Source organism: Nocardioides sp. InS609-2, from assembly GCF_023208195.1.
Classification (GTDB): Bacteria; Actinomycetota; Actinomycetes; order Propionibacteriales; family Nocardioidaceae; genus Nocardioides.
This window is the reverse complement of record NZ_CP060034.1, coordinates 3,720,342-3,744,923: the sequence shown is the minus strand read 5'-3', so window position 1 is coordinate 3,744,923 and position 24,582 is coordinate 3,720,342. Positions and strand designations below refer to the sequence as shown.

General features: G+C 69.2%; 27 protein-coding genes. 19 read left to right on the top strand and 8 right to left on the bottom strand.

The features are described 5' to 3' along the window. Positions 1-125: 125 nt before the first annotated feature. Positions 126-1,997 (top strand): sialidase family protein, encoded by a 1,872-nt coding sequence (locus H4Q84_RS19340; protein ID WP_248580702.1) that lies wholly within the window; start codon positions 126-128, stop codon positions 1,995-1,997. A gap of 189 nt (positions 1,998-2,186) precedes the next feature. On the opposite strand, the gene ychF is transcribed toward H4Q84_RS19340, so the two are convergent. Further along, a complete protein-coding gene (gene ychF, locus H4Q84_RS19335) occupies positions 2,187-3,263 on the bottom strand; it encodes a redox-regulated ATPase YchF (protein WP_248580701.1) in 1,077 nt (358 codons plus the stop codon). A gap of 446 nt (positions 3,264-3,709) precedes the next feature. Between ychF and H4Q84_RS19330 the strand changes: the two genes are divergently transcribed. Together H4Q84_RS19330 and H4Q84_RS19325 are read left to right on the top strand one after the other, a co-directional pair. Then, positions 3,710-4,228: a PH domain-containing protein gene (locus H4Q84_RS19330; protein ID WP_248580700.1), complete on the top strand. Its 519-nt coding sequence runs from the start codon at positions 3,710-3,712 to the stop codon at positions 4,226-4,228. A gap of 35 nt (positions 4,229-4,263) precedes the next feature. Next, positions 4,264-5,709 (top strand): PH domain-containing protein, encoded by a 1,446-nt coding sequence (locus H4Q84_RS19325; RefSeq protein ID WP_248580699.1) that lies wholly within the window; start codon positions 4,264-4,266, stop codon positions 5,707-5,709. On the opposite strand, the gene H4Q84_RS19320 is transcribed toward H4Q84_RS19325, so the two are convergent. Continuing rightward, positions 5,666-6,409, bottom strand: coding sequence for a CDP-alcohol phosphatidyltransferase family protein (locus H4Q84_RS19320; protein ID WP_248580698.1), 744 nt, complete (start codon positions 6,407-6,409; stop codon positions 5,666-5,668). The two genes, H4Q84_RS19325 and H4Q84_RS19320, sit on opposite strands and share 44 nt — an antisense overlap. Before the next feature lie 101 nt (positions 6,410-6,510). On the opposite strand from H4Q84_RS19320, the gene H4Q84_RS19315 reads away from it, so the two are divergent. The 3 genes from H4Q84_RS19315 to H4Q84_RS19305 are packed head-to-tail and all read left to right on the top strand — an operon-like array spanning position 6,511 to position 8,927. Next, a complete protein-coding gene (locus H4Q84_RS19315) occupies positions 6,511-7,290 on the top strand; it encodes an exodeoxyribonuclease III (protein ID WP_248580697.1) in 780 nt (259 codons plus the stop codon). A gap of 35 nt (positions 7,291-7,325) precedes the next feature. Beyond that, positions 7,326-8,492: a DNA recombination protein RmuC gene (locus H4Q84_RS19310; protein WP_248580696.1), complete on the top strand. Its 1,167-nt coding sequence runs from the start codon at positions 7,326-7,328 to the stop codon at positions 8,490-8,492. 21 nt (positions 8,493-8,513) lie between these two features. Beyond that, positions 8,514-8,927 (top strand): DUF6542 domain-containing protein, encoded by a 414-nt coding sequence (locus tag H4Q84_RS19305; protein WP_248580695.1) that lies wholly within the window; start codon positions 8,514-8,516, stop codon positions 8,925-8,927. Here H4Q84_RS19305 and H4Q84_RS19300 read toward each other — a convergent pair. Together H4Q84_RS19300 and H4Q84_RS19295 are read right to left on the bottom strand one after the other, a co-directional pair. Then, positions 8,887-9,510: an L-threonylcarbamoyladenylate synthase gene (locus H4Q84_RS19300; RefSeq protein ID WP_248580694.1), complete on the bottom strand. Its 624-nt coding sequence runs from the start codon at positions 9,508-9,510 to the stop codon at positions 8,887-8,889. The two genes, H4Q84_RS19305 and H4Q84_RS19300, sit on opposite strands and share 41 nt — an antisense overlap. 13 nt (positions 9,511-9,523) lie before the next feature. Continuing rightward, positions 9,524-10,519 (bottom strand): 4-hydroxy-3-methylbut-2-enyl diphosphate reductase, encoded by a 996-nt coding sequence (locus H4Q84_RS19295; protein ID WP_248580693.1) that lies wholly within the window; start codon positions 10,517-10,519, stop codon positions 9,524-9,526. A gap of 128 nt (positions 10,520-10,647) precedes the next feature. Here H4Q84_RS19295 and H4Q84_RS19290 point away from each other — a divergent pair, with 128 nt between their 5' ends. From H4Q84_RS19290 to H4Q84_RS19280, 3 genes are read left to right on the top strand one after another with little or no spacing between them, the layout of a single operon-like run. Further along, positions 10,648-11,046, top strand: a complete 399-nt coding sequence (locus tag H4Q84_RS19290) for a hypothetical protein (protein WP_248580692.1) — start codon at positions 10,648-10,650, stop codon at positions 11,044-11,046. A 58-nt stretch (positions 11,047-11,104) separates the two neighbouring features. After that, on the top strand, positions 11,105-12,355 hold the full coding sequence (gene xseA, locus H4Q84_RS19285; protein WP_248580691.1) for an exodeoxyribonuclease VII large subunit: 1,251 nt from the start codon (positions 11,105-11,107) through the stop codon (positions 12,353-12,355). Then, a complete protein-coding gene (locus tag H4Q84_RS19280; RefSeq protein ID WP_248580690.1) occupies positions 12,348-12,563 on the top strand; it encodes an exodeoxyribonuclease VII small subunit in 216 nt (71 codons plus the stop codon). Before xseA ends, H4Q84_RS19280 begins: the two co-directional genes overlap by 8 nt. Here H4Q84_RS19280 and H4Q84_RS19275 read toward each other — a convergent pair. Beyond that, entirely contained in the window at positions 12,560-12,952 is a 393-nt protein-coding gene (locus H4Q84_RS19275; RefSeq protein ID WP_248580689.1) for a DUF5709 domain-containing protein, read from the bottom strand. The genes H4Q84_RS19280 and H4Q84_RS19275 overlap by 4 nt on opposite strands. A gap of 18 nt (positions 12,953-12,970) precedes the next feature. After that, a complete protein-coding gene (locus H4Q84_RS19270; protein ID WP_248580688.1) occupies positions 12,971-13,528 on the bottom strand; it encodes a DUF4245 family protein in 558 nt (185 codons plus the stop codon). Positions 13,529-13,637: 109 nt separating this feature from the next. On the opposite strand from H4Q84_RS19270, the gene H4Q84_RS19265 reads away from it, so the two are divergent. From H4Q84_RS19265 to glpX, 5 genes are read left to right on the top strand one after another with little or no spacing between them, the layout of a single operon-like run. Beyond that, entirely contained in the window at positions 13,638-14,033 is a 396-nt protein-coding gene (locus tag H4Q84_RS19265; RefSeq protein WP_248580687.1) for a TOBE domain-containing protein, read from the top strand. Beyond that, positions 14,030-14,791 (top strand): molybdate ABC transporter substrate-binding protein, encoded by a 762-nt coding sequence (gene modA, locus H4Q84_RS19260; RefSeq protein ID WP_248580686.1) that lies wholly within the window; start codon positions 14,030-14,032, stop codon positions 14,789-14,791. The genes H4Q84_RS19265 and modA overlap by 4 nt, the downstream gene beginning before the upstream one ends. Positions 14,792-14,798: 7 nt before the next feature. After that, on the top strand, positions 14,799-15,602 hold the full coding sequence (locus tag H4Q84_RS19255) for an ABC transporter permease (protein ID WP_248580685.1): 804 nt from the start codon (positions 14,799-14,801) through the stop codon (positions 15,600-15,602). Then, positions 15,599-16,603 carry an ABC transporter ATP-binding protein gene (locus H4Q84_RS19250; protein WP_248580684.1) on the top strand — a complete coding sequence of 335 codons (1,005 nt, stop codon included), beginning with the start codon at positions 15,599-15,601 and terminating at the stop codon, positions 16,601-16,603. The genes H4Q84_RS19255 and H4Q84_RS19250 overlap by 4 nt, the downstream gene beginning before the upstream one ends. A 20-nt stretch (positions 16,604-16,623) precedes the next feature. Further along, a complete protein-coding gene (glpX, locus tag H4Q84_RS19245; protein WP_248580683.1) occupies positions 16,624-17,643 on the top strand; it encodes a class II fructose-bisphosphatase in 1,020 nt (339 codons plus the stop codon). On the opposite strand, the gene H4Q84_RS19240 is transcribed toward glpX, so the two are convergent. Further along, entirely contained in the window at positions 17,608-18,453 is an 846-nt protein-coding gene (locus tag H4Q84_RS19240) for an alpha/beta fold hydrolase (RefSeq protein WP_248580682.1), read from the bottom strand. The genes glpX and H4Q84_RS19240 overlap by 36 nt on opposite strands. Positions 18,454-18,544: 91 nt before the next feature. Here H4Q84_RS19240 and H4Q84_RS19235 point away from each other — a divergent pair, with 91 nt between their 5' ends. From H4Q84_RS19235 to ugpC, 5 genes are all read left to right on the top strand, one after another. Beyond that, positions 18,545-19,474 carry an alpha/beta fold hydrolase gene (locus tag H4Q84_RS19235; RefSeq protein WP_248580681.1) on the top strand — a complete coding sequence of 310 codons (930 nt, stop codon included), beginning with the start codon at positions 18,545-18,547 and terminating at the stop codon, positions 19,472-19,474. 121 nt (positions 19,475-19,595) lie between these two features. Continuing rightward, complete coding sequence (locus H4Q84_RS19230) at positions 19,596-20,843, top strand: extracellular solute-binding protein (RefSeq protein WP_248580680.1); 1,248 nt, start codon at positions 19,596-19,598, stop codon at positions 20,841-20,843. Further along, positions 20,840-21,796 (top strand): sugar ABC transporter permease, encoded by a 957-nt coding sequence (locus H4Q84_RS19225; RefSeq protein WP_248580679.1) that lies wholly within the window; start codon positions 20,840-20,842, stop codon positions 21,794-21,796. The genes H4Q84_RS19230 and H4Q84_RS19225 overlap by 4 nt, the downstream gene beginning before the upstream one ends. Further along, a complete protein-coding gene (locus H4Q84_RS19220) occupies positions 21,796-22,626 on the top strand; it encodes a carbohydrate ABC transporter permease (RefSeq protein ID WP_248580678.1) in 831 nt (276 codons plus the stop codon). The genes H4Q84_RS19225 and H4Q84_RS19220 overlap by 1 nt, the downstream gene beginning before the upstream one ends. 4 nt (positions 22,627-22,630) lie before the next feature. After that, on the top strand, positions 22,631-23,896 hold the full coding sequence (gene ugpC / locus H4Q84_RS19215; protein WP_248580677.1) for a sn-glycerol-3-phosphate ABC transporter ATP-binding protein UgpC: 1,266 nt from the start codon (positions 22,631-22,633) through the stop codon (positions 23,894-23,896). A 23-nt stretch (positions 23,897-23,919) separates the two neighbouring features. Here the strand turns inward: ugpC and H4Q84_RS19210 are convergent, their stop codons facing one another. Further along, the gene (locus tag H4Q84_RS19210) at positions 23,920-24,567 is read right to left on the bottom strand and encodes a DUF1707 domain-containing protein (protein ID WP_248580676.1); all 648 of its coding nucleotides are present in this window, start codon (positions 24,565-24,567) and stop codon (positions 23,920-23,922) included. Positions 24,568-24,582 lie beyond the last annotated feature (15 nt).

Below are 24,582 nucleotides of genomic sequence, written 5' to 3'. Positions count from 1 at the left end.
GGTTCTCCGGACACGGAGGGGTTCCCACGTCGTCGCGACGGTCGTACGGTGACTCGGTCGATGCTGGAGTGGCACCGAACGGGCCGCGACCACTGAAATGGCCGTGTGACAAAGGAGTCACCTCGATGAAGATCGCCCTCGCCCTCAAGTATCAGGCTCGCACACGATCTCGGATCGGACTGCTGGCCATCGGCGTCCTTGCTCTCGCCCCACTGGCTGCGTTGCCCGCTCAAGCGACCACCTCGCCCGGCGATGACGCCGTCAGTGTCGACGCAGCGTACGTCAAGGCGAATGGACGGCCGTTCACTCCCGATGACGCCATTGCGCGCTGCGGCAACAACCGACGCCAGCAGAACGAACCCACCTCCGCGGTCGACGCGACCGCCCCGACGATCGTGACGTCCGGCTCCAACGACTATTGCACCGTCGAGGTCACCGGCGGCACCTGGGCCGGCTTCTACCGCTCCACCGACTCTGGCCGCACTTGGACCGACTCGCTCCTGCCCGGCTACCCGACGGACGACTCGCCAGAGGGCAAGGCGAGCCCGCTCCAGAAGCGCGGCATCGGCAACGCCGGTGACCCGGTTCAGGCATGGGACCTCCACGGCCGCCTCTTCTACATGGGTAACGCGTTCAACCGTGTGGCTCCGCAGAATGGCTCCGTCTGGATCGCCACCTATGACCGGCACGCCGAGCACTACGTGCGGACCGTGATCGTCGCCAGCGCCGGTCCTGCGCTGAACGGCAAGTTCAACGACAAGACGGCGATCGAGGTCGACCGGGGTACCCACAGCCCGTACGAGGGCAACGTGTACGGCGCGCTCTCGGTGTTCCAAGGCAACGGCAACAACGAAATCAAGTTCGTTCGCTCCACGGACCACGGCGCGACGTTCAGCAATGCTGTCAGGATCTCGCAGACCTCCCCTGGCAACCAGTTCGCCGACATCGCTGTCACCAGTGACGGCACGGTCTATGTCGTCTGGAACGGTTTCGTGGGAAACCGCGGCGCGGGTGGTCGCGACGCGATGCTCTACGTGAAGTCCACCGACGGCGGCAAGCACTTCACCCGGCCGAAGGTGGCCGCCGACTTCGACGGCTTCGATGCAGCAGACACCGCAGGTGACCCCGGGGCCGCGGCGGAGGCGCACGAGCAGGCCTTCGAGACGGCCGACGGCCCTGAGTCCGACGCCGAGCCGAACTCGGCCGGTGACTCCAGGGACTGCGGCTCTGGCCCCTTCGCCTGCCTGAGCGGTTTCACGTTCTTCCGGCACAACAGCCAGCCGCACATCACTGCCGACCCCAAGGGCGATCCCAACACACTTTGGATGGTCTACGACGCGTCGGTGCCCTCCACCGAGGTCGCGTCGACCTCGACGTACAACACGGCACCGGTCGCTGCGGACGGAACGCTTCAGGTGGCCCAAGGATCGATCTACCTCACGAAGTCCACCAACGGCGGGCAGACCTGGTCGACGCCGACCCGGATGGCTCCAGAGGCGGCCGGTCACCAGCTGTTCCCCGACATCAACGCAGACGGCGGAAAGCTCTTCGCGATGTGGTACGACAGCCGGAACGACCTCGGCTACAGCGTCCAGAACCCACCCGGCAACGCGACCGCGAGGGATGCAAGCGGTTTCCACCTGCCGACACTCGGACTGGATACCTACGGCGCCTCGTCGACCGACGGCGGCACCACGTGGTCACAGACAAAGATGTCCACCCAGACCCAGATGCCGAACTACGAGATGTTCGGCAACCGGCGGGTGCCCTTCCAGGGCGACTACAACTACGTGTCGAGCGTGAACGCTTTCGGCTACGGCACATGGACCGACACCCGCGAGGTGCGACCGGGTGACGACCCACGCTACGACGGCGGCGAAGGGTTCGACGTTTTCCAGTGCCGCATCGAAGGCCCCCCCGGCAGCTTCGGAGCCGACACCTGCCCCAACTCCGGAGGACTCGATCAGGACATCTACGGCGCGGGCCTCACGCCCTGACCAAGCATGGCGAACACCGACATCGACGGTGACGGGTACGACCCCCGCGAGCGACCTTGTGCGCCTGAGCGGCCTCGTCCTGCCACGTCACCTCGACCGGCGAATCGCCGAGGGCAATTTCGGGAAGGGAGTTCGGACAGGGTCGACTCTGGCCCTACACCCCGTCTGTCCCTGAACAAGCGCGACGTTTCACACGTTGAAGCGGAACTCCACGACATCGCCGTCGGCCATGACGTAGTCCTTGCCCTCCATGCGCACCTTGCCGGCTTCCTTGGCCTTGTTCATGGAGCCGGCGGCCATCAGGTCGTCGAACGAGACGATCTCGGCCTTGATGAAGCCGCGCTGGAAGTCGGTGTGGATGACGCCGGCGGCCTCGGGGGCGGTGGCGCCCTTCTTGATGGTCCAGGCCCGCGTCTCCTTGGGGCCGGCGGTGAGGTAGGTCTGCAGGCCGAGGGTGTCGAAGCCGACGCGGGCCAGGGTCTCGAGGCCGGGCTCGTCGACGCCCATCTCGGCCAGCATCGCGCGGGCCTCCTCGTCGTCGTCCAGCTCGACCAGCTCGGACTCGAACTTCGCGTCGAGGAAGATCGCCTCGGCCGGTGCGATGATCTCGCGCATCTGGTCCTTGAGGGTCTCGTCGGACAGCTCGTCGGCGTCGCAGTTGAAGACGAAGATGAACGGCTTGGCGGTGAGCAGGGACAGCTCCCGGATCAGCGAGCGGTCGATCTTGGTCGAGCTGATCGGCGTACCGGACTCGAGTGCGGTCAGCGCTTCGCGGGCGGCGTCGAGATTGGCGGCGAGCGACTTGTTGCCGCGCGCCTCTTTCTCCAGCCGCGGGATCGCCTTCTCGACGGTCTGCAGATCGGCCAGGATCAGCTCGGTCGAGATGGTCGAGATGTCGCTGCTCGGGTTGACCTCGCCGTCGACGTGGGTGACGTCCTCGTCGCGGAAGACCCGGGTCACCTGGCAGATCGCGGCAGACTCGCGGATGTGGGAGAGGAACTTGTTGCCCAGGCCCTCACCCTCGGAGGCGCCGCGGACGATGCCCGCGATGTCGACGAACTCGACCGTGGCGGGCAGTAGCTTGGCCGACCCGAACACCTCGGCGAGCTGCGGCAGCCGGTCGTCGGGGACCCCGACGACGCCGACATTGGGCTCGATGGTCGCGAACGGGTAGTTCGCCGCGAGGACGTCGTTCTTGGTCAACGCGTTGAAGAGGGTCGACTTGCCCGCATTGGGGAGTCCGACGATGCCGATGGTGAGTGCCACGGGCGGTGAGTCTAGGTCTGCGCTGACCCACGACCCAATCACCCGGCCCGGTCACCTGGCCGGAGCGCCGAACGACCCCGCGGCATCGGGGGGTCCGCGGGGTCGTTCCGGAGTTCGCGCTGCGGATCCTGCATGGGGTCATGATCCGCGGCCTGGGAAGGTGGGGGCCTTCCGTTGAACCTGAGTACAGCGTCGTACAGGAAGTGCAGCGTGTATGCAGAACGCTGCCCCATGTATTTGCAGTGCAACTACTTGCAGATCAGGAGCCCGGATTCCGTCGCCGCGGCTCGGGAAGAACGCCCGGGCGATGGTAGGTGCGCAGCGACTGCGCGCTGGCGATCGGCTGGTCGCCGTTGGCGATGGACCGACCGTCGGCGTCCCGGACAACGGCCCGCTCGAACTGCTTGAACGACGGCGCCTTCGCAGGTTTCTGCAAGGCTCTCGTCATGACCGATGTGACGGCCGAGACGACATTGCGCGAACCAGCCCATCAGGTGAGCCCGCGGGCGGTGACCTACTGGCGGCTGGGCGCGGCGATCGGCGCGGTCGTCTTCGTCGGTCTCACGATCGCGGCGTACGTCGTGATCCCGATGCTGACGGACTCCGGTCGGCCGTGGTGGGCGACTCTCCTGCTCGGACTGTTGGTGGTCGTCGAGGTGGCGTACGTCGTGGCGATGCCGACCATCCGCTACCGCGTGCACCGGTGGGAGGTCACCGAGACCGCGATCCACACGCGGTCGGGCTGGATCAGCCGCGAGACACGCATCGCACCGCTGTCGCGGGTGCAGACCGTCGACTCCCAGCAGGGCGCGCTGATGCGACTGTTCAGGCTCTCGACGCTGGTGGTCACGACCGCGTCGGCCGCCGGGCCGCTGACCATCGTCGGTCTCGACCAGGAAGCGGCGAGGCGGGTGGTCGCCGATCTCGTCGCCATCACCGGCGCCAGCGAGGGCGACGCCACGTGACGCCTGAGTGGCAACGACTCGACCCTCGGCTACTGGTGATCGGACCGTTACGGGCGCTGCGCCAGTTCCTCGTGCCGGCCGTCGTGGCGATCTTCGGCGTGAGTACGTCGGGTGGCCTGCGGTGGTGGTGGTCGCTCCCGATCGTCCTGGTGCCCTTGTTGATCGGCCTGCTGCCGTGGCTGACGACCCGCTACCGGATCACCGGGACCCGGCTCGAGCGGCGCTCCGGCTGGCTCAACAAGCAGGAGGTCACCGCTCCCCTCGACCGGGTGCGCAGCGTCGACCTCGAGAGCTCGCTGCTGCACCGGATCCTCGGGGTGACGACCGTCAGCATCGGCACCGGTGTCGACGAGACGCGGATCAAGCTCGACGCGATCGCCAACGACGACGCGGCCGGGCTGCGGCGGGTGCTGCTGGCTGAGCGCGCGCCGGCCGTCGTCTCGACTCCCCCGTCGGAGGACGCCCCGACTCCGCTCGAGCAGCCGGAGGTGCTGGCCACGATCGACTGGTCCTGGCTGCGCTTCGCGCCGTTCAGCCTCTCGCGTCTGGTCATCGTGGCGGGTGCGCTCGGCGCACTCTCGCAGTTCGCCGACGACCTGCCGTTCCTCGACAGCGAGCACCTTTCCGACGCCTGGCAGTGGGTGGTCTCGTTCGCGATCCCGCTGGTCGCCATCGTGCTGTTCGTCATCGCCCTGATCGGCTGGCTGGTCATCTCGGTCGGGGGCTACGTCATCCAGTGGTTCGGCCTCAGGCTGACCCGCGAGCACGGCTCGCTGCATCTGACCGCCGGCCTCTTCACCACCAAGTCGATCAGCGTCGAGGAGACCCGCGTGCGCGGGCTGGTGCTCGACGAGCCGTTGCTGCTGCGCCTGGTCGGCGGCGCCGAGCTGTCCACGCTCGCGACCGGCGTGGAAGACGGCGTGACGCAGATCCTGCCGCCCGCCCCGGTCGGGGTCGCGCGGCGCGTCGGGGTCGCCGTACTGCCGGGGGCGGAGCCGATCGACGTGCCGATGCGGCGGCACGGGCCACGAGCCAGGCGGCGCCGCATCATCCGTGCGCTCTGGTTTCCCGCGTTCCTCGTCGTAGCCGGTGTCGTCGCAACCATCGCGTTCGAGCTGCCGTGGTGGCCCGCGGCCGTGCTCGCCGTGGTCGTGCTGGGCCTGGGCGTCGTGCTGGGCGAGTCGGCCTACCGCCACCTCGGACACGCGCGTACGCCGGAGCACCTGGTCTCCGGAGACGGCATCACGACGCGTCGGCGGACCGTGCTGGAGTCGGACGGCATCATCGGCTGGGTCGTCGTGCAGACGTGGTTCCAGCGACGTGCCGGGCTGGTCACCCTGGTTGCCACCACCGCCGCCGGTGCCGAGAGCGTCCGCATCATCGACTTGCCGCTGGAGTGGGCCATCGAGCTCGCCGACGCCTCCACCCCGGGCGTGCTCAGTGCGTGGTTGCCTCGTCCGCTGGACGCTCTGACGAGTTGAGCCGGCGGGTGCGGTGGGCCGTCTTGGCGGTCAGCCACAGGCTCACGGCCACGTAGTAGACCGGGTAGGCCATTGAGACCACGATGAGCACCATCGACGGGTCCGGCAGCTGCGCCACGATGACGCCGAAGACCGCCAGCCAGGCTGCCGAGAAGCTCATGTTGAGGTACCAGAGGTCCTCGGTGCGCGACGGGTAGAGGTACTTCACGGGCACGAACACCAGCACCGTGAAGACGAGCAGCAGCACGGTCGTGACACCGACCGACATGCCGACCACGACGACGTAGAACGCCACGACGTTCCAGTAGCTCGGGAAGCCGAGGAAGAAGTGGTCGTCGGTCTTCGCGTCGGACCGGCAGAACTGGTAGCACGACGCCAGCAGCGGAAGCGACGCCACGGTGCCGCCCCAGAGGCCGTCGGGCAGGTAGCCGTTGGCCCAGAGCAGCACGATCGGCGCGAACGCGTAGGTCAGGTAGTCGACGATGTTGTCGAGCAGCGCACCGTCGAACTCCGGCACCAGCTCCTTCACCCGGAAGTGCCGGGCCATGAATCCGTCGGTGCCGTCGACGAACATCGCCGCCAGGAAGAGCCACAGCACGGTCTGCTCGTCACCCTCGTAGGCGAAGTGCACCATGCCGAGCGCGAGCACCGACCCGATGGCGGTGTAGGCGTGCACCGCCCAGGCGGCAAGCTTCTGCATGGGGACCACGCTAGGGGATGCCGCCCGATCCGCGGCGCGCAGCAGGGCCGGGGGCGGGTGGCGCCCCTGAGGGATACGAGACCCATCGATAGGGTTGACTCGTGCGCCTGGCCACCTGGAACGTCAACTCACTCCGCTCACGTATCGACCGGGTCGAGGCATTTCTGCAGCGCCACGACGTCGACGTACTCGCTCTCCAGGAGACGAAGGCGCGCGAGGACCAGCTGCCGCTGATGGGCCTCCAGTCGCTGGGGTACGACGTCGCCGCGGCCGGCACGAACCAGTGGAACGGCGTCGCGATCATGAGCCGGATCGGCCTCGACAACGTGCAGGTGGGCTTCGACGGCATGCCCGGGTACGGCGAGCCACTGGCGCCCGAGTCGCGCGCGATCGGGGCGGTGTGTGGCGGCGTACGCGTGTGGTCGGTGTACGTGCCGAACGGCCGCAAGCCCGACGACCCGCACTACGTCTACAAGCTCGACTGGCTGGCGAAGCTGCGTGCCGAGTCTGCCCAGTGGCTAGGCGAGGACGCGGCGCTGGTGGGCGACTGGAACGTGTGCCCGACCGACGAGGACGTCTTCGACCCGGCGCAGTTCAAGAACTCCACGCACGTCACGCCGGCCGAGCGGGCAGCGTTCCAGGCGTTCCTCGACGACGGCTGGGTCGACACGGCCAGGCCGTTCACACCGGGGCCTGACGTCTACACCTATTGGGACTACTACCGGCAGCGTTTCGAGCGCAACCGCGGCCTGCGCATCGACTTCGTGCTCGGCTCGCCGTCGTTCGCGGGCCGGGTCACCGGGGCGTTCATCGACCGCGACGAGCGGGCCGGCAAGGGCGCCTCCGACCACGCTCCCGTGGTCGTCGACCTCGCCGACTGATCCGGACTGTCGGTGGGTCCGGTCATGCTCGCCCCATGGAGATCGTGACGCTGTTCCTCACCCTCGTCGTCGGGCTCGCCCTCGGCGTGCTCGTCGGCCACCTCTGGGCCCGCTCGCGCGGCACGGGTGTCGCGCATGCCGCGCTCGAGGCGCGGGCTGCCGACCAGGCCGTCGTCGCGCAGGGCCTCGAGCGGCTGCAGCGCCAACTGGTCGACCTCGAGCGCGAGCGCGCCCAGTGGCAGGGCCACTTCGACGCGCAGGTCGACAGCATGCGGCTGTCCACCGACACGCTCCGCCGCGAGACGTCCTCGCTGTCCACGGCCCTGCGCAAGCCGCAGGTGCGCGGTAGGTGGGGCGAGCTGCATCTGCGCCGCGCCGTTGAGCTGGCCGGGCTCGTCGATCGGTGCGACTTCACCGAGCAGGCGCGGCTCGTCGGTGGGGCACTGCGTCCCGACCTGATCGTGCGACTTGCCGGCGGACGCTCGATCGTGGTCGACGCCAAGGTGCCCCTCGACGCGTTTCTCGACGCCACGGCCACCGATGACGACGATCTGCGGGCGCACCACCTGAGCCGACACGCGGCTCAGCTGCGCAACCACGTCAACGCGCTGGCTGACAAGGCCTACTGGCGGGCTCTGACCGAGTCACCGGAGTTCGTGGTGATGTTCGTGCCGGCGGAGGCGTTCCTCTCCGCGGCGCTCGACGCGCAGACCGACCTGCTCGAGTACGCCGCGGAGCGACGTGTCATCCTCGCCACGCCCACCACCCTGATCGCCCTCCTGCGCACCGTCGCGCACGGCTGGTCGCACGACCGGCTCGCGGACCAGGCGGCCGAGGTGCAGCGGCTCGGCCGCGAGCTGCACGAGCGGCTGGCCACGATGGGCGGCAACCTCGCCCGGCTCGGGCGTTCGCTGAGCGCCGCGGTCGGCGCCTACAACCAGGCCGTGGGCTCCATCGAGGGGCGGGTGCTGGTGACGGCCCGCAAGTTCAGCGAGCTCGGGGTGACCGACGACGCGCTCGATGAGCCGGCGCAGGTCGAGGTGACTCCGCGCAGCCTCGCGGCCGCGGAGTTCGCCCACGACATCAGCGCGCTCGGGCGCGACGCCGACCCGCTGGACGACACCCTCGACCTCTCCTGGGGCGAACGCGGCACGGGCGACCCGTCCGGGGGTGATGCGGCGCGGCGTGCGAGCGGAGCCTGAGCCCCGCCGTACGGTGCAAGCGTGAGCCAGACCCGCTCCTTCCCGATCGCGGGACTCGAGCCGGGACGCCAGGTCGTGGCGCTCGGCCTCGCTGCCGTGCTCACCGTCGTGGTGATCAACGTGCTCCTGGTCGGCGAGCTGTCGCTCTTCTTCGACCTCTGCTTCGTCGTGCTGTGCATGGCGCTGGCGCTGGCCGTGCGCACCCGTGACTTCTTCACCATCGGTGTGCTGCCGCCGCTGATGATGGTCGGCGTCTTCACCCTGATCGGCCTGACCGTGCCCGACGTGATCGCCGAGCCGCGCGACGGCGTCGTGCAGGCAGTCGTCAGCGGGCTGGCGCACCACAGTGGCGCGCTGGTGGCGGGCTACGCGTTGTGCCTGGCCACGCTCGCGTTCAGGACACGAAGCGAGAAGGATCCCCGGCCCCGAGCCTGAGCACCTCGGGCACGCCCTCCGACCAGTCGATGACGGTGGTGGGCTGGGCGGGCGTCTCCCCCGCCTCGACGACGATGTCGACCTGGTGGTCGAGGTCTTCCTTGATCTCCCAGCCGATGGTCCGGGCCTCTTCCTCACCGGGGAGGATCAGCGTGCTGGTGAGGATCGGCTCGCCGAGCTGCTCGAGGATCGCGGACACCACGACGTGGTCGGGGATGCGCACGCCCACGGTCTTCTTCTTGGGGTGCATCAGCCGCTTCGGCACCTCGCCGGTGGCCGGCAGGATGAAGGTGTAGGGCCCCGGCACCGCTGCCTTGATCGTCCGGAAAGCCGAGTTGTCGACGTGCACGAACTGGCCGAGCTGCGAGAAGTCCTTGCACATCAGGGTGAAGTGGTGATGGTCGTCGAGGTCACGGATGCGCAGGATCCGGTCACGGCCGTCGCGGTTGCCGAGCTGGCAGCCCAGCGCGTAGCCCGAGTCGGTGGGGTAGGCGATCAGCGCGTCGTCGCGCAGCGCCTCCACGATCTGGGTGACCAGACGCGGCTGCGGGTTGTCGGGGTGAAGGTCGAGGAAGCGCGCCATGGCGGGGAGCCGCTCAGGCCTGCTGGGTGAGGCGCAGGTCACGCCGCAGCTCGGGCGGCAGCGCGAAGATGAGCGACTCCTCGGCGCTGTGTACGGCGCGTGCCTCGGGGTAGCCGCGCTCGCTCAGGTAGGCCAGCACCCCGTCGACGAGCGACTCCGGAACGCTCGCACCCGAGGTGACGCTGACCTTCTCGACCCCGTCGAGCCAGGCCTCGTCGATCTCGGACGCGTCGTCGACGCGGTACGACGCCTTGGCGCCGACCTCGAGCGCCACCTCGACCAGGCGCACGGAGTTCGACGAGTTGCCGGACCCGACCACGATCACCAGGTCGGCGTCGTGGGCGATCTCCTTGACCGCCAGCTGGCGGTTCTGGGTGGCGTAGCAGATGTCGTCGCTCGGCGGGTCGAGCAGCAGCGGGAAACGCTCACGGATCGCGGCCACGGTCTCGAGCGTCTCGTCGACCGACAGCGTGGTCTGCGAGAGCCAGGCCACCTTGGCCGGGTCGCGTACGACGATGTCCCCGACGTCGGCGGGCGACTGCACGAGCTGGATGTGCTCGGGCGCCTCGCCGGCGGTGCCCTCGACCTCCTCGTGGCCCTCGTGGCCGATGAGCAGGATGTCGTAGTCGTCGGCCGCGAACCGCCTGGCCTCGTGGTGCACCTTGGTCACCAGCGGGCAGGTCGCGTCGATCGTCTTGAGGCTGCGGGTCTCGGCCTCGCGGTGCACCTCGGGCGACACCCCGTGCGCGGAGAACACCACGGTCTTGCCCTCGGGCACCTCGTCGAGCTCCTCTACGAAGATCGCGCCGCGCGACTCGAGATCGGACACGACGTGCTTGTTGTGCACGATCTGCTTGCGCACGTAGACCGGCGCGCCGTACAGGTCGAGCGCCTTCTCCACGGTGATCACTGCCCGGTCGACGCCGGCGCAGTAGCCCCGGGGCGCGGCGAGCAGCACGGCCTTGGCCTCATCGGCGCTGAGGACGGAAGGCACACCCAGGTCGGTCATGGGTCCGAGTCTAAGGGGGGGTGGTGGACTGGCGAAGTCCAGACCACAGCACCCAAAGATCGCGTGGATGACCACGAAGTAAGGGACACTCCCGCAGGACATCGGCCAGATAGAGAAACGAGCACCTGATGCAGATGACGGACGTGGCAGTGGCGGTGGCCATGGCGCTGGTGATCGCAGGAATCGCCGTAGCCCTGGCGCACTGCGTCGTCCTACTCATGCTGCTCGTCCGGAAGGGCGCGGACGCCGACCCCTTGCCGTTCCCGTGGGGATATACCGGTGTAGGTCTGGGCGTGGCATTCCTCGGCTTCTACCTCTCGCGTGGTGTCACGGACGGGTCATGGGGGGCCATCACGGACCTGAGTGGCGTGGTCTTGGCACTCGGCGTCGCGTCGTGGGGCTTCGGCGCCGCCCACATCATGGTCACGACCCGGCTCAAGCGGTCCGTGCGATGGACGCTGCCGCTCATCGTTTCCCTGGTGACCGGCCTTGCACTGGGTGCCGCCTCTCCAGTCCTCATCGGCTAGGACTCCGGCACGCCAGGCTGGCCACAGAGTGTCAGCGGCCACCCGTAGGCTCACCGCCGTGGCCTTCGAGACGTCTCCGACACAGCCGGCACCCGTCCGGCAGATCGCCAGCGCGATCTCGTCGTGGATCGACCGGCTGGGCAGCGTCTGGGTCGAGGGCCAGATCGCCCAGGTCACCCGCCGGCCAGGCGTGCAGACGGTGTTCATGACCCTGCGCGACTCGGTGGCCGACATCTCGGTCACGGTCACGTGCGCACGCAGCCTGCTCGACAGCCTCGACCCGCCGCTGGTCGAGGGCGCCAGCGTGGTCATCCACGCGAAGGCGTCGTTCTACCCCAACCGCGGCACCCTGTCGCTGCAGGCCCGCGAGATCCGGATGGTCGGCCTCGGCGAACTGTTGGCCCGCCTCGAGCGCCGCCGCCAGCTGCTGGCCGCCGAGGGGCTCTTCGCGCCCGAGCTCAAGCGGTCGCTGCCGTTCCTGCCCGCCTGCGTCGGCCTCGTCACCGCGCCGAAGTCAGCGGCCGAGCGAGACGTGATCGACAACGCCACGCGCCGCTGGCCCGCGGTGCGCTTCGAGGTGGCGTACGCCGCGATGCAGGGCCCGCGCTCCGCGAGCGAGGTCATCGAAGCCGTCGAACGCCTCGACCGGCACCCCGACGTGGACGTGATCGTCATCGCCCGCGGCGGCGGCTCGCTCGAGGACCTGCTGCCGTTCTCCGACGAGGGCCTGATCCGGGCGGTGCACGCCGTCAAGAAACCTGTGGTCTCCGCCATCGGCCACGAGCCCGACCAGCCGCTGCTCGACCTGGTTGCCGACGTACGCGCGTCAACACCCACGGATGCCGCCCGGCGCCTCGTGCCCGACGTCGTCGAAGAGGTCCAGGGCGTCGTCTGGGCCAGGGGCCGCATCCGGACCCTGCTCGGCCAGTGGCTCGACCGAGAGCAGGGTGGTCTCGACGCACTGCGCTCTCGGCCCGCGCTGGCAGACCCACGCACCCTGCTCGACGCCCGCGTCGACGAGCTCACCACGTTGCGCGAGCGTGCCCGGCGCTCGCTGTCGCACCGGCTCGACCGCGCAGCCGACGACATCGACCACCACCGGGCACGGGCCCGAGGCCTCTCACCGCTGGCCACGCTTGAGCGCGGCTACGCCGTTCTCCAGGACGCCGACGGCCACGTCGTCACGTCGATCGAGGGCATCGACGCCGGCCGGGCGGTGTCGGTGCGTGTCTCCGACGGCCGCGTGCACGCCACCACCGATCGGGTCGAGTCGCTCGACCACTCACCAGAGGGAGACACCCATGGCTGACAAGGCCGCCGCACCCGACCAGCTCTCCTACGAGGACGCCCGCGAGCAGCTGGTCGAGGTGGTCCGCACCCTCGAGGCCGGCGGCACCACCCTCGAGGAGTCGCTCGCCCTCTGGGAGCGCGGCGAGAAGCTCGCCACCGCGTGTCAGTCCTGGCTCGACGGCGCCCGCAAGCGGCTCGACGAGGTCGTCGAGGCCGACGAGGGCTAGCTCGGCTCGTCGATCGTGTGCATCGCGGCCTCTTCTGCGCTCGCGCCCGCGCCGTCGATGCCGTCGTCGGTGGCATACAGGTCGGTGTCGGCTCCGGCCGGGCCCGGGTCGGGCGCCTCCAGCCGGCCGGTGCGCTCGGCACCGACCTCGCCGCCGACGTCACCGTCGAGGATGTCCGCGTCAGCCTCGGCCTCGGCGTCCGCCCAGACCTCGGGCTCCTCCTGACGCACCCGCTCGTCGAGGGTCTCCCCCTCGATCTGCTCGGCGTGCGTGACGCCCTTGGCGGTCACGCCGCGCGGCTGCTCGGGAGGTGAGATGCCCTCGTCGAGGATGTCGTCGACTCCTCGGTCATCGAGCGTGTCCTGTGGTTGCAGCTGGTCTTCGCTCATGCTTCGACCGTACGCCGCTCACCCAGACGCGGCCGTGGGGTCCTTGGTCAGCAGCTCCAGCAGCTCTTGTACGTCGGCCGCGCCGGCCGACCCGTAGACGAGCACCGACTCGCCGTCGACGTCGGCGGCGTAGCCGACATCGCCGCCGTCATCGGTCCAGGACGACCACGAGGTGGCCAGACCATCCGGCACGGACAGCGACTCGCCCTCGGCGGCGTCCTCGTCGACGTACTGCTCGACGAGGTTGTCGATCGACTCGTCCTCCTGGCGCACGCCGACGAAGGCGCCGTCGTCGGTGAGCATGCCGAGCCCCCAGGCCGGGCGGTCGCCGGGCACCGAGTCGAGGCTGGTCACGCGCCAGCCGTCGGGCAGCGTGGGCGGGTAGACGACCTCGCGGCCGGCCCCTTGGAGCGCACTCACGGCCTCGAGGTAGTCGACGGTGTCGGGGGTGACGTCGAGGTCGTTGCGGTTGATGGCGCGGAAGCCGACGAAGGCCGCGATGGCCGCCACCGTGACGATCAGCGCGCCGACCATGCCTGCGGCCGAGCGCTGGTACCGGCCCCCCTGTTCACTCACGCCACCATCCTCTCAGGGTCACCAGCCAGGACCGTCGGGAGCCAGCCGTCATGCCGATTCGCGGACGCCCGATGCAGACAGATCACCGCAGATGCGGAACACTGCACAGGTGACCACCTACCGGATCGCGGAGGCAGCCGACCTCCTGGGCGTCAGTGACGACACCGTGCGGCGCTGGGTCGACAGCGGCCGGCTGCCGACGCTGCCCGGCGAGGGACCCTCACGCATAGATGGGGTGACGCTCGCCGAGCTCGCCGCCTCGCTGGCCGACTCCCCCGACCGCGAGAGCACCAGGGCGGCCTCCGTCAGCGCTCGCAACCGGCTGCACGGCATCGTCACCGCGGTCCGCAAGGACTCCGTGATGGCGCAGGTGGAGCTGGTCTGCGGGCCCTACCGGATCGTCTCGCTGATGAGCAGTGACGCCGCCACCGAGCTCGGTCTCGAACCCGGGGTGCGGGCCTTCGCATCCGTCAAGTCCACCAACGTGATCGTGGAGGTCCCGTGAAGAAGATCGCTGCCGCCCTGACCCTCGCCCTGGCGCTCGCCACCCTCGCCGGCTGTGCGGACGACGCCGACGGCGGCGGCGACGCCGCGGGCGGAGGTGGCGAGCTGACCGTGCTCGCCGCGGCCTCGCTGACCGATGTCTACGAGGAGATGGCGACGAAGTTCGAGGAGGCCCACGACGCCGTGGTCACCTTCTCCTTCGGCTCCAGCACGGACCTGGCCGAGCAGGTGGCCGACGGCGCTCCCGGCGACGTCCTCGCCACCGCCGACGAAGCCTCCATGCAGGTGGCCGAGGACGCCGAGGTCACGGGCGACGTGGAGCCCTTCGCCACCAATATGCTGACGATCGTCACCCCGCCCGACAACCCTGCAGGCATCCAGAGCCTCAAAGACCTCGACGGCGCGACCTGGGTCCGCTGCGCCGACGAGGTCCCGTGTGGCCGCGTCGCGCTGGCGGTGCTCGGGGCCAACCAGGTCACCGCGGAGCCGGCCAGCCTCGAGGACGACGTACGCGCGACGCTCGACAAGGTGACGTCCGGCGAGGCCGATGCCGGCCTCGTCTACGCCACCGACGCGGACGCGGCCGGCGACGCCGTCGCCACCGTCGAGATCCCGGGCGCCGAGGAGCGGCTGACGTCGTACTTCACCACCACGCTCGAGCAGAGCAAGGACGCCGATCTCGCGCAGAAGTGGGTCGACTACGTGCTCTCGCAGGAGGGCCAGACCGCGCTTGCCGACGCCGGGTTCACGGCCCCGTGAGCCGCTGGTGAAGGACAACCTGGGCCGCGCGCCGGTCCTGCTGGTGGTGCCGGCCGGACTGGCCACGCTGCTGCTGACCGTCCCACTGGTGGCGATGGTGGCGGCGACCAACTGGCCCGACCTGCCCACCCAGCTCCGGTCGGAGCCGCTGCGCGAAGCACTGTGGCTCTCCCTGGTCACCTCCACCGCGGCGGTGTCGATCTGCCTGGTCTTCGGACTCCCGCTGGCGTGGGTGCTGGCGCGGGTCGACTTCCGGGGCCGTGGCGTGCTCCGGGCGCTCGTCACCGTGCCGCTGGTGCTGCCTCCGGTGGTGGCCGGCGTGGCGCTGCGTACGGCGTTCGGCCGCACCGGCTTCCTCGGCAAGCCGTTGCTGGAGGCCACCGGTTTCGGCTTTCCGTTCACGACGTGGGGCGTGATCCTGGCCCACGTGTTCGTCTGCATGCCGTTCGTCGTGATCAGCATCGAGGGGGCGCTGCGCTCGACGAACCCGGAGTACGACGCGGCCGCGGCCACGCTCGGCGCCACCCGGTGGACCACCTTCCGCCGGATCACCGTGCCGCTGGCGATGCCCGGCATCGTGGCCGGTGCGGTGCTCGGCTGGGCACGCTCGCTGGGAGAGTTCGGTGCGACGATCACCTTCAACGGCAACTACCCCGGGACCACGCAGACCATGCCCACCCTGATCTACGTCAAGCGGCAGTCCGACCAGGACGCCGCCCTCGCGCTGAGCCTGGTCATGCTGCTGGTCTCGGTGATCGTGCTGCTGTCGCTGCGCGACCGCTGGCTCGGCACCCGGATGGCCAGCGCGTGAGCGGTCCGGGCCTCGAGGTCCGGGTCGAGGTGCCCGGTCGGGTGCGCGCGTCGTTCGACGCCGCGCCGGGGGACGTGATCGCGCTGATCGGGCCCAACGGTGCGGGCAAGTCGTCGCTGGTGCGCGCGCTCGCCGGCCTGGCGCCTGCCGAGGGTCACGCCCGCCTCGACGGCACCGACCTGCTCGCGATCCCCGCCCGCGAGCGCAGCGTCGGGCTCGTCTTCCAGGGCCAGCTGCTCTTCCCGCACCTCAGCGCCCTCGACAACGTCGCATTCGGGCCGCGCGCCCGCGGTGTCCCCCGCACGGAGGCCGATGCCGACGCCCAGGCCTGGCTCGACCGCTTCGGCGTCGGCGAGCTCGCCGACCGCAGGCCGCCCAAGCTGTCCGGGGGCCAGGCCCAGCGCGTGGCCATCGCCCGGGCGCTGGCGACGAAGCCCCGGCTGCTGCTGCTCGACGAGCCGCTGACCGGTCTCGACGTCAAGGTCGCGATGGCGCTGCGCATCGAGTTGGGGCGCCACCTCGCGTCGTACGACGGAGTCACGCTCCTGGTCACCCACCACGCGATCGACGCGCTGACCCTGGCCGACCAGGTGGTCGTGCTCGACGCCGGCGAGGTGGCCCAGGTCGGCACCCCGGCCGAGGTCTCGCAGCGCCCCCGCACCGAGCACGTCGCCCGCCTCGTCGGCCTCAACGTGGTGCGGCACGAGGACGAGCTGATGAGCTTCACCCCCGACGCCGTCGCCGTCTCCCTCGACGAACCGGTCGGCTCCCCGCGGCTGCGCTGGCGCGGCTCGGTCGCCGACGTGTCGCCCCACGGCGACGCCGTACGCCTGCTGGTGCATGCCGACCCCGACCTGATCGCCGACGTCACCCCGGCGGCTGCCACCGAGCTCGGGCTGACTCCCGGTCGCGACGTGTGGCTCTCGGTGAAGGCGACGTCCGTACGCCGTTACCCGGCGTACGCGCAAACGCCACCCGACGGCCGACCCACTGGGTCCTGACGCGGCGCTACCATGCGCCCATGAGCCCCAAGGACCTCAACGTCGCCCCCCAGTCGCCAGACCGCAACCTGGCCCTCGAGTTGGTGCGGGTCACCGAGGCCGCGGCCATGGCGGCCGGCCGCTGGGTCGGTCGCGGTGACAAGAACGACGCCGACGGCGTGGCCGTCAACGCCATGCGCGTGATGATCTCGTCGATCGGCATGAACGGCACCGTCGTCATCGGCGAGGGCGAGAAGGACAACGCGCCGATGCTCTACAACGGCGAGAAGGTCGGCGACGGCACCGGCCCCGAGTGCGACGTCGCGGTCGACCCGATCGACGGCACCACGCTGACCGCCAAGGGCATGTCCAACGCCATCTCGGTGCTCGCAGTGGCCCCCCGCGGCACGATGTTCGACCCGTCTGCCGTGTTCTACATGGAGAAGCTGGTGACCGGCCCCGAGGCGGCCAGTGTCGTCGACATCCGCCTGCCCGTGGCCGAGAACATCCACCAGGTCGCCAAGGCCAAGGGCTCGCGACCCGAGGACGTCACCGTCGTCGTGCTCGACCGGCCGCGGCACGACCGGCTCGTCGAGGAGATCCGGGCCACCGGCGCGCGGATCAAGTTCATCATCGACGGCGACGTCGCCGGCGCCATCATGGCGGCCCGGCCCGACACCGGCATCGACCTGCTGCTGGGCGTCGGCGGCACGCCCGAAGGCATCATCGCGGCCTGTGCCATGAAGTGCCTGGGCGGCGTGATCCAGGGCCGCCTCTGGCCCCAGGACGACGCCGAGCGACAGAAGGCCATCGACCACGGCCACGACCTCAGCCAGGACCACATCCTCACCACCGACGACCTCGTCACCGGCGACGACTGCTTCTTCGTGGCCACCGGCATCACCGACGGCGAGCTGATGCGCGGCGTGCGCTACCGCGCCAACGGCGCGACGACCGACTCCCTGGTGATGCGTTCGCGCAGCGGCACGATCCGGTCGATCACCTCAGAGCACCAGCTCGGCAAGCTACGCAATTTCTCCGCGATCGACTTCGACAAGTGAGGTACCGCCGCGCGTGAGCGCGGCCACCACCTGGTCGATGACGCGGGGGTCGAAGGCCATCCCGAGGTGCGAGGCGTTGACCTCCACGGCGCGGGCCCGGGGGTCGATGCACGCACGCGGGTCGACGATGCCGTCGCGCGGTGACCAGATCGCGGTGAAGTCGACGGAGTCGGGCAGCGGTGCGCGGCACTCGGCGAAGCTCCGCCGCGCGCACTCGCCCGACACGCAGTCCTCGGCCATCAACCCGCGCACGCCGGCCCGGCTGAGCCGCACGAGAAGGTCGACGCTCGCGGTCAGGGAGACGTGATGGGCGGCCGCCGCCAGCATCGGGCTGCCCATCGTGACGATGCCCGACACGAGATCGGGACGACGAGCGGCGACTCCCCGCGCGAGCATGCCACCGAGACTGTGGCCGACGATGCGCACCTTGGTGCCGCGCCGGGCCGCCACCGACTCCAGCCGCGCCTCGAGCTGGTGGGCGGCGGCGAGCGTGCAGCCGATGTTGGCGCGGATCTGCGAGCGGTAGGTGCGGATCCCCGTACGCCGCAGCGCACCGGCCATCATCGCCAGCGTGCCGTCGCCGGCGAGGAAGCCCGGCACCAGCACGACGGGTTCGTGGTCGCGCGACGGCGACCGGCCGGCGTACGGAGTGACGCGGCGTGCGCCGCCCTCGCCCAGGCGGCGAAGTGCGAATCGGCCGGCCTCGATGACCACGCTGCCCTCACGGAGTACGGCGACCGGATGAGGCCGCGCGAATCCCTCCGGGCGCAGGAAATCGCCCAGCGTCGAGGAGCCGTCACGGGTGCTCACGACGCCTGACCCTAGGCGCAGATCGCTTTCCTGGCTGGGAATCCGGCCCGGTCCGTGTCGCTGCTGGTCACGATCGTGTTGACTGGCGTACATGTCCTCGATGTCTTCCCGGCGGCCGGACATCACCGTTTCGGAAGAGCTCTTCGCGCCAGTGAGTCCGGGGGTGGAGCTCTGCTACCAGACCTACGGTCACCCCGACGACGAGCCGTTGCTGCTCGTCATGGGCCTCGGCGGGCCGATGACCTGGTGGGATCCCGAGCTGTGCCGGCGGCTGGCTGCCCACGGCTTCTATGTGATCCGCTTCGACAACCGCGACACCGGTCGGTCCTCCAAGATCCCGGGCCGGGTCACGCGCGCCCAGCTGGTGCGCGCGTTCACGGGTCGACGGGTGCGGCCGCCGTACTCGATGGGCGACCTGGCCGGCGACGCGTTCGGGCTACTCGACCACCTCGGCATCGCGGCTGCCCACGTGGCGGGCGTCTCGATGGGCGGCATGATCGTGCAGACGATGGCGATCGACGCGCCTGCCCGAGTGCGTTCGCTGACCAGCATCATGTCGACGACCGGCCGTCGTACCGTCGGCTGGCAGAGCCCGCGACTGATGCCGTCGCTGATCGGCAACCGCGCAGCCGGCCGCGAGGCCTACCTCGCCTCGAGCGCCGCCTTGTGGGCGATGATCGGCTCCCCCGCCTTCCCCCCGGACGAGGTGGCGGCGCGCGCCCGGGCCGAGGAGACCTTCGACCGCGGGTTCTCCGCCGGCGGCGTGCTGCGCCAGATGATGGCGATCCTCACCCAGCCCGACCGCACCCAACGCTTGCGCGGCGTGCATGTCCCCGCCCTGGTGGTGCACGGCCTGGCCGACCGCATGGTCCACGTCTCGGGTGGTCGCGCGACAGCGTCGGCCGTGCCCGGCGCCGAGCTGCTGCTCATCGACGGCATGGGCCACGACCTGCCGGCTGACCTCTTCGAGACGATCGCCGAGGCGATCGGTCGTACGGCGGACCGCGCGGCCCCTCACTGAGCGTGGCGCTGGACGTGGGTGTTGCCAAATGACGTTAATGAGACTAGACGTGACCTACACCACAACAGGGGAGGAGCACATGAAGCGTCCCTCGCAGTCATTCCGGAGGAGAAAGCGCATCGTGGGGGCGGGTCTAGCCCTCACCTGTGCCGCAGGCCTGGCGGCCTGCTCAGCAGGCGCCGACTCGGGCAGGCCTGAGCTCGTTTGGTACACCAACCCCGACAACGGAGGCCAGGCAAAGGTCGCCGAGAACTGCTCGACCGACGAATACACCGTCACGACCCAAGTGCTTCCTCAAGACGCCGGTCAGCAGCGCATCCAGCTGGCTCGACGGCTCGCCGCAGGTGATCCCGCGATCGACCTGATGAGCCTCGACCCGCCCTACACGGCGGAGTTCGCCAACGCCGGCTTCCTGGCCGAGATCCCGCAGGACATGCAGGACACCCTCTCCGAGCAGTCATTCGACGGCGCCACGGCAGCAGCCACGTGGGAGGACAAGGTCGTCGCCTTCCCGTTCTGGTCCAACACGCAGGTGCTCTGGTACCGCAAGTCGTTCGTCGACAAGGTCGGGCTCGACATGTCACAGCCGGTGACCTGGGACCAGATCATCGACGCAGCCGACGAAGGTGGCGGCAAGATCGGCGTCCAGGCCAACAAGTACGAGGGCTACTCCGTCTGGATCAACGCGCTGATCGCCGGCGCGGGCGGCACCATCGTCGAAGACGCCGAGAAGGGCGACGACGCCACGATCACCGTCGACAGCGAAGCCGGACGTGCTGCCGCAGCGGTCATCGAGAAGCTCGCCTCCAGCAAGGCAGCGGCCAGCGACCTGTCGGTGTCCAACGAAGGCACAGCCGGTTCGACGTTCGGCTCCGATGACGGCGCCTTCCTCGTCAACTGGACCTACATCTTCCACAACTACGACGAGAGTGCGCCCGACGTCGTCAAGGACATCGGCTACACGAAGTACCCGGCCACCGTCGAGGGCGAGGATTCACACCCGCCGTACGGCGGCATCGGCATCGGCGTGAGTGACAGCTCCGACCAGAAGGAGCTGGCCCTCAAGGCAGCCGCCTGCCTGGTCAGCCCGGAGAACCAGGGCGTGAACGCGGAGCTGACCGGCAACATGCCGGCGAGCTCGGCGGGCTACGACTACCCGGCCCTGGCCGAGATCTACCCCGAGGACCTGCTGCAGCTCTTCGAGGACAGCGTGGACGCCGCGGCGCCCCGCGCGGTCACGCCCTACTGGAGTGACATCTCCTCTGCCCTCCAGAGCACCTGGCACCCGCCGAGCGGCGTGAACTCCGAGACCCCGAAGAAGTCGCAGGAGTTCATCGACGAGATCCTGAAGGGAGGGAGGCTGCTGTGAGCACCGTCGTCGCCCCAGACTCCAAGAAAGACACACGCCGGGCCGGCAAGGTGCCCGACAGCGACCGGACGATGGCCGAGAACCGTCTCGGCCAGCGCCTGGTCGCCCCCGCGGTGATCCTGATGGTCCTGGTCACCGCCTACCCGATGCTGCAGGCGCTCTACCTGTCGCTGTTCAAGTACCGGCTGACCACACCCGACGACCGAGAGTTCGTCGGGCTCGGCAACTACCTCACCGTGCTGTCCGACTCGCTCTTCTGGCGGGACACCTTGAACACCGTGATGATCATGGTCATCACCGTGGCGGTGGAGCTGGTCATCGGCTTCGCCTTCGCCATGGTGATGCACAAGATCATGATCGCCCGCGGACTGATGCGGACCTCGATCCTCATCCCCTACGGCATCATCACGGTGGTCTCGGCCTTCGCGTGGCAGTTCGCGTTCTCGCTCAACAACGGCTTCGTGAACTCGTGGTTCTCGTGGCTGCCATGGATCGCGTCCGACACCAACTGGTACGGCGACCACTGGCACGCGATCTTCGCGATCATGGTCTCTGAGATCTGGAAGACCACGCCGTTCATGGCGCTGCTGCTCCTGGCAGGCCTCTCGCAGGTCTCCGAGGACATGCTGGAGGCCGCACAGGTCGACGGCGCCACGTGGACACAGCGCCTCTTCAAGGTGATCCTGCCCAACATGCGGGCCGCGATCATGGTCGCCGTCCTGTTCCGCGCACTCGATGCCTTCCGCATCTTCGACAACATCTTCGTGATGACTCGAGGCGCGCAGAACACCGAGTCGTCGTCGTTCCTGACCTACAGACAGGTGATCGAACAGATGCAACTGGGCATGGGATCGGCGTTGTCGGTGCTGTTGTTCATCACCGTGCTGCTGCTGGCCTTCGGGATCGTGCGGCTGTTCAAGGTCGACCTGGCACAGGCGAGGGGTGAGGGCTGATGAAGGGCAAGACCGGAATCTCCACCTGGATCGGCTTCGCGCTGATCCTGGTCTGGTGCCTGTTGCCGGTGGCGTGGATCCTCTCGCTGTCGTTCAAGTCGCTCGACGAGACGACGGCAGGCAGCCCGCAGTTCCTCCCGAAGGACTTCACCTTCGAGAACTACGGTTCGATCCTCGACAACGGTGACTTCACCCGCGCGCTGATCAACAGCTTCGGCATCGCGCTGATCGCCACATTGCTGTCGGTCATCTTCGCCACCCTGGCGGCGTACGCCATCGCGCGGCTGGAGTTCAAGGGCAAGCGAGTGGTTCTCTCGATGGCGTTGGCCATCGCGATGTTCCCGGTGGTCTCACTCGTCGGCCCGCTGTTCGACATGTGGCGCACGGTCGGGCTGTTCAACACCTGGCCGGGCCTGATCATCCCCTACATGACGTTCACGTTGCCGCTGGCGATCTGGACACTCTCGGCGTTCTTCCGGGAGATCCCGTGGGAGATGGAGCAGGCGGCGCAGGTCGACGGCGCCACGTCGTGGCAGGCCTTCCGCAAGGTCATCGTCCCGCTGGCGGCACCGGGTGTCTTCACCGCGGCAATCCTGACGTTCTTCTTCGCGTGGAACGAGTTCGTGCTCGCGATCTCGCTCACGTCGACGACGGCGTCACGCACGGTGCCGGCCCAGATGTCCTACTTCGTGGGGTCCGACCCGTTCAATCCGCCGTACTCCCAGCTGGCTACGGCCTCCGTGATCGTCACGATCCCGGTGATCATCATCGTCCTCCTGTTCCAGCGCAAAATCGTTGCCGGCCTCACCTCCGGCGCAGTGAAGGGTTGAGCTCATGGCTGCCATCGACATGAAGAACATCGTCAAGAAGTACGGCGACGGGTTCCCCGCAGTGAACGACGTCAGCATCGACGTCGCCGATGGGGAGTTCATGATCCTCGTCGGCCCGTCGGGCTGCGGGAAGTCCACGCTGTTGCGGATGATCGTCGGGCTCGAGGACATCACCTCGGGCGACATGGTCATCGGGGACAAGAAAGTCAACGACCTGGCTCCTCGCGACCGCAACCTCGCGATGGTGTTCCAGAACTACGCGCTGTACCCGCACCTCACGGTCTACGAGAACATCGCTTTCCCCCTCCGGCTCGCCGGCGCCTCCGAGAGCGAGGTCGACGAGAAGGTGCGCACCGCCTCGAAGACCCTCGAGCTCGACGAGCACCTCGAGCGCAAGCCCGGCAACCTGTCGGGTGGTCAGCGACAGCGGGTGGCGATGGGTCGTGCGATCGTGCGCAACGCCGATGCGTTCCTGTTCGACGAGCCGCTGTCGAACCTCGACGCCAAGCTCCGCGGCCAGATGCGCACCGAGATTTCACGGATGCAGAAGCGACTGGGCATCACCACGGTCTATGTCACCCACGACCAGACCGAGGCGATGACGCTGGGCGACCGGGTCGCGGTGTTGAAGCGCGGGGTGCTCCAGCAGCTCGCGACGCCGCGTGAGCTCTACACCAACCCGGGCAACCTGTTCGTCGCAGGCTTCATCGGCTCACCGCCGATGAACTTCGTGCCGGCAGAGGTCGACGGCACGTCGGTCAAGCTGCCGTTCGGGACCGTCACCATTCCCGAGGAGCGGGCGAAGAACGCCCAGGGCAAGGGCCTGCTCATCGCGGGCATCCGGCCCGAGCACTTCGAGGACGCCTCGGTGGTCGACGCCGGCAAGCCCGGGTCGACGTTCCGGGCCACGGTCGACGTGGTCGAGTGGCTCGGCAACGAGGCCTACGCCTACATTCCGTTCGAGGCGCCGCCCGAGGTGCAGCAGCAGCTGACCCAGCTGGAGCGGGACCTCGACGGCGAGTCGATGCGCACGCACCTCGTCGTCAGCCTCGACGGTGCCAGCCGGATCAGCGAGGGTGACGAGGCCGAGATCTGGATCGACGCCACCCAGATCCACCTCTTCGACCCGTCGACCGGTGAGAACCTCACCGTCGACCGTGAGAAGGCCGGCCGGATCCCCGGTGCCGACGATCCGACGGCGCAGGCACAGGCCGAGCAGATGGCCGACCACGGCGACGAGGTACACGCAGCCGAGGAGCCGCAGGCCTGACCAACAGGTCGAGACCAGAGGGCCTACCGGTGGCCGCCGTGCAGAGACTTGCGCGGCGGCCCCGGGGGCCCTTTGCGCTGCACGGTGACCGCGCCCATCAGGGCGAACCCGCGCACCCGCACGATCGGTGAGTCGGCGGTGATCTCGGCCGGCACCTTGTCGCGGCCCTGGTCGAAGGCGCCCATGATGCCGACGCCCTCGACGATCACCTGGGTGTGGGCGTTGACGGTGATGTCGATGCCACCCCAGAAGGCACTTGCGGTGATCACCGTCTCGCGGTTGGTGAACAAGGCCTCGCGCAGGTCGATGCCGATGCCGCCCATCATCGCGAAGGCCGAGTGGCTCGCACCGACGGTCCAGGCACCGCGGCGGTCGATGCCGCTCATGATCGCGATCGACGTGTTGTAGGTCGGCATCCCCAGGTCGCCGGCAACAGGATGCACCGGCGCGGAGGCGGGGCGCGGCACTGGGTGCTGCGGGTGGGCGGGCAGGTCGAGCGTGAGCGGCACCAGGTCGCCGTACGTCTTGGCGGACCAGGTGGCGTCCAGTCGCTCGTCGAGCTCGTGGAAGTCGATGCGGCCATCGCCCGCGGCATCGCGCAGCACCTCGGCCACGCGCTGGCGGTCGGCGTCGGAGATGCGCATCTGGTGCGGTTCGGGTGTCTCCCCCATGGCGTCAGGGTAGTA

What these genes read in the sequence shown, in the direction of transcription:
- H4Q84_RS19310 (WP_248580696.1), top strand. Translation starts at nt 7,326, where the DNA reads ATGGAGATCGTGACGCTGTTCCTCACCCTCGTCGTCGGGCTCGCCCTC.
- H4Q84_RS19275 (WP_248580689.1), bottom strand. Translation starts at nt 12,952, where the DNA reads ATGAGCGAAGACCAGCTGCAACCACAGGACACGCTCGATGACCGAGGA.
- H4Q84_RS19330 (WP_248580700.1), top strand. Translation starts at nt 3,710, where the DNA reads ATGACCGATGTGACGGCCGAGACGACATTGCGCGAACCAGCCCATCAG.
- H4Q84_RS19295 (WP_248580693.1), bottom strand. Translation starts at nt 10,519, where the DNA reads ATGACCGACCTGGGTGTGCCTTCCGTCCTCAGCGCCGATGAGGCCAAG.
- H4Q84_RS19340 (WP_248580702.1), top strand. Translation starts at nt 126, where the DNA reads ATGAAGATCGCCCTCGCCCTCAAGTATCAGGCTCGCACACGATCTCGG.
- H4Q84_RS19220 (WP_248580678.1), top strand. Translation starts at nt 21,796, where the DNA reads ATGAAGGGCAAGACCGGAATCTCCACCTGGATCGGCTTCGCGCTGATC.
- H4Q84_RS19300 (WP_248580694.1), bottom strand. Translation starts at nt 9,510, where the DNA reads ATGGCGCGCTTCCTCGACCTTCACCCCGACAACCCGCAGCCGCGTCTG.
- H4Q84_RS19280 (WP_248580690.1), top strand. Translation starts at nt 12,348, where the DNA reads ATGGCTGACAAGGCCGCCGCACCCGACCAGCTCTCCTACGAGGACGCC.
- H4Q84_RS19320 (WP_248580698.1), bottom strand. Translation starts at nt 6,409, where the DNA reads ATGCAGAAGCTTGCCGCCTGGGCGGTGCACGCCTACACCGCCATCGGG.
- glpX (WP_248580683.1), top strand. Translation starts at nt 16,624, where the DNA reads ATGAGCCCCAAGGACCTCAACGTCGCCCCCCAGTCGCCAGACCGCAAC.
- H4Q84_RS19290 (WP_248580692.1), top strand. Translation starts at nt 10,648, where the DNA reads ATGCAGATGACGGACGTGGCAGTGGCGGTGGCCATGGCGCTGGTGATC.
- H4Q84_RS19235 (WP_248580681.1), top strand. Translation starts at nt 18,545, where the DNA reads ATGTCCTCGATGTCTTCCCGGCGGCCGGACATCACCGTTTCGGAAGAG.
- H4Q84_RS19210 (WP_248580676.1), bottom strand. Translation starts at nt 24,567, where the DNA reads ATGGGGGAGACACCCGAACCGCACCAGATGCGCATCTCCGACGCCGAC.
- ugpC (WP_248580677.1), top strand. Translation starts at nt 22,631, where the DNA reads ATGGCTGCCATCGACATGAAGAACATCGTCAAGAAGTACGGCGACGGG.